The sequence below is a fragment of the Paenibacillus sp. P22 genome (genome assembly GCF_000469945.2).
GTDB classification, from domain to species: domain Bacteria; phylum Bacillota; class Bacilli; order Paenibacillales; family Paenibacillaceae; genus Paenibacillus_O; species Paenibacillus_O humicus.
Window position 1 is genome coordinate 1 of record NZ_CBRA020000294.1, and the last position, 3,444, is coordinate 3,444.

The 3,444-nt window shown below is 61.5% G+C and carries 3 protein-coding genes; all 3 read right to left on the reverse strand.

All coding sequences use genetic code 11. The annotated features are described in order from the left end of the window. Positions 1–207: 207 nt before the first annotated feature. Entirely contained in the window at positions 208–651 is a 444-nt protein-coding gene (locus tag BN871_RS26005; protein WP_048750091.1) for a hypothetical protein, read from the reverse strand. A gap of 44 nt (positions 652–695) precedes the next feature. Continuing rightward, positions 696–1,682 carry a UDP-glucose 4-epimerase GalE gene (gene galE / locus BN871_RS26010; RefSeq protein ID WP_021879977.1) on the reverse strand — a complete coding sequence of 329 codons (987 nt, stop codon included), beginning with the start codon at positions 1,680–1,682 and terminating at the stop codon, positions 696–698. A gap of 128 nt (positions 1,683–1,810) precedes the next feature. Continuing rightward, positions 1,811–2,992 (reverse strand): galactokinase, encoded by a 1,182-nt coding sequence (locus BN871_RS26015; protein ID WP_048750093.1) that lies wholly within the window; start codon positions 2,990–2,992, stop codon positions 1,811–1,813. Positions 2,993–3,444: the final 452 nt, after the last annotated feature.

A 3,444-nucleotide genomic window follows, 5' to 3' on the forward strand; every position in this document is an offset into this window, starting at 1 on the left:
GGCGGCCAGCCCTTCGGTTCCGTTCGTGCCGGACACGCCTTCGTATTCCTCGCTTCCCCCGGCGCAGGACGGAAATGTCCTCTTTGGAGCAGCCTGCGGCTCCCGCAGGGCGTCCATCCGCTTTTCTTTCGACTGCATCACTTCCTTGATCAGGTACGTGGTCAAGGGATGCGTTTTTTCACGCCTGCCGCCATCATCGTGACCAGCTTAATTTCTCAGCCAAGGAAGCGGTCGTGCGGCTGGAGGAAAGCGAGACGGGATGGTCGGACKSCTCGCGGCATGAGCAATCCCATCAATCGTGCATCCAGCAAATCCCGCTCCGTAACGCTGTCCCGGATCATGCCGGATGCAGCGGCATAGTCCAGAAGCGGCCGCAGCAGCTCCGGCGCCCCCGGCCCCCGCTGCCGGCAAGCCTGCCGCCAGCGAGGCTCTATCGGCGTCATCCGGCGCATCCAGCAGCCCCTGCCCCCAGGACGGAAGCTCTTCCGAGCCGGCCGCTGGAGCGGCCAGACCGAGCAGGTCAAGGAGCGAATTGCGAGCTGCGCCTGCGTCCAGCGGCTCCAGCATGCCCCTCTCCAGAGCAAAGGCGACCAGCCTCCCGATTGCTTCCGAGACATGCTGATCATGCGGAATAAGTGGACTTTCGTTCATGGAAATGCTCTCCTCCCGGGAATACGGCCGGTCTTGGCAGCCGTTTAGCTGTTGTAGCCTTGCGGCTTGGCCTGATGCCACTGCCAAGCGCTGGCGATGATGTTCTCCAGATCGCTGCGCTGCGGATTCCATCCGAGCTCCGTGCGGGCCCTCTCGGAAGAAGCGACCAGCACGGCGGGATCGCCGGCTCTGCGCGGCTCGATGACCGCCGGAATCTCGCGGCCCGTAATCCGGCGGGCGATCTCGACGACTTCCTTCACGGAGAAGCCGTGTCCGTTGCCGAGATTGTAGACGGCGCTGTCCGCTCCTTGGCGCAGGCGCTTGACGGCGAGCATATGGGCGTCGGCAAGGTCGCTGACATGGATGTAATCGCGGATGCAGCTGCCGTCTGCCGTCGGGTAATCTTCTCCGAATACCGAGATATGGCTCCTCTGGCCCAGTGCTGTCTGGAGCACGATCGGAATCAGATGCGTCTCGGGATCATGATCCTCTCCGATTCGCCCGCTTTCGTGAGCGCCTGCGGCATTGAAATACCGAAGGGATATGAACCGGAATCCATGCGCCCGGTCGAACCAGCGAATCATTTTTTCCATCGCCAGCTTCGTTTCCCCATAGGCATTGGTCGGCTCCGTGCGGTCCAGCTCGGAGATCGGCACCTGCTCAGGCTCTCCATAAGTCGCAGCCGTGCTGGAGAAGACGATCCGGCGCACGCCGGCGCGGTTCATCGCTTCCAGCAGGCACAGCGTTCCATAGACGTTGTTATGGTAGTATTTGCCCGGGTCCTTCATGCTCTCCCCGACCAGGCTGCTCGCCGCAAAATGAATGACCGCGTCGATGGAGTTCTCGCCGAATACCCGGTCCAGCAACCCGGCATCCCGCAAATCTCCCTCGTACAGCTTCCCGCCGAGCACCGCCTCGCGATGGCCCTGCTGCAGGTTGTCGACCACGACAACCTCCTCGCCGTTTTCCAGCAGCGCCGCTACTGCATGCGAACCGATATAACCGGCTCCTCCCGTTACCAATACAGCCATGGTTCCCTCTCCTCTCGAAAAGCTCGTCTGATATGCTGCCTACTGAATCATACGACATATTCCGCCGCTTGGGCATCCGGCTTGGGATGCTGGTTGTCCCGGGCCGGAAGCTTCATTGTCCGCAACGATCAGACCGGAGCGTCCAGACGGCCGGCGCCGCCGCCGATCGAGCAGACGTAGAAGTCCGGGATCAGCCCGGTCTTCTTCGTATAACTGTCCGCTACAGCGGCCTTGAAGCCGTCCACGCTGTCCTTGCGCACCAGGGAGACGGTGCAGCCGCCGAAGCCGGCGCCTGTCATCCGGGAGCCGAGCACGCCCGGCGCCATGCGGGCCGCTTCCACCATGGCGTCAAGCTCCGGACCGGTTACTTCGTACAGATCCCTCAAGGAATCGTGGGACGCGTTCATCAGCGCTCCGAATGCGTTCAGGTCGCCCTTCTCGAGAACGCGCACCGATTCCAGGACGCGGGCGATTTCTTCCACGACATGCTTCGCGCGCTTGCGGACCGTATCGCTCGCTATCCGTCCGGACTCCTGTTCCAGCTGCTCCGGGGTCAGCTGCCCCAGCAGCGTCAGATCCGGGAAGGCGGAGCGGAGGTCATGCACAGCCTGGTCGCATTCCGCCCGTCTTTCGTTATATTTGGAATCGACGAGTCCGCGCCGCTTGTTCGTATTGCCGATGACGAGGACGCAGTCTCCCGAATCGAAGGGAACATGCCGATGCTCCAGCGTATCGCACATCAGGAGGATCGCCTCGTTCTCGCGGCCGTTCGCCACCGCGAACTGGTCCATGATGCCGCACTGGACGCCGTTGAACTCGTTCTCGGATTTCTGGGCCAGCAGCGCAAGCTCCGTCCTGTCGATGCCATGCCCGCCTTCGGCCAGCAGCGCGTAGGCGGTCAGCACCTCGATGGAAGCGGAGGAGGAAAGGCCGGCTCCGTTCGGAATCTCTCCGCTGTACAGCATGTCATAACCGTGGGCAGGCCCTTTTCCGCGGTTCTGAAGCTCCTTGACGACTCCCTTGGGATAGTTCATCCAGTCGTCCTCCTCGCGGTAGGCGATGGAGTCCAGATCGATCTCTCCCGTCAACGGGAAATTGGCGGATGCCATCCGCAGCACCCGGTCGCCTCGGGGACGAAGCAGCAGCGTCGTGCCGAACGTCAGCGCCGCCGGGAACACATACCCGCCGTTGTAGTCCGTATGCTCGCCGATCAGGTTGACTCGGCCCGGAGCGTAATAATACTGGATGTTTTGCCCGTTCTCGCCGAAAGCTTGCAGGAATTGCTGGTTCAGTTGAAGCAGATCCGCCATTTTGATCATCCTGTTCATAAGGAATTTTGGAGCCGGCTTCAGCTGTCGTCAGCCGCTCCTCTTGCTGTCATCTATAGGTCCAGTATATAGCTGCGGGAGCCGGCATGGTATGGCATGATGTGCGGTTATTATGGATTTTTGTGACACAAGCAGAACGGCCTCGCCGACCAGACTGTCGGCGGTCGTTCGCGCAGAGAAGGAAAGAGGGATGACATCCGCATCCCTCTTTCCTGACAAGCAGAACGGCTTCGCCGACCAGACCGTCGGCGGTCGTTCGCGCAGAGAAGGAAAGAGGGATGACATCCGCATCCCTCTTTCCTGACAAGCAGAACGGCCTCGCCGACCAGACCGTCGGCGGTCGTTCGCGCAGAGAAGGAAAGAGGGATGACATCCGCATCCCTCTTTCCTGACAAGCAGAACGGCCTCGCCGACCAGACTGTCGGMGTCGTTCG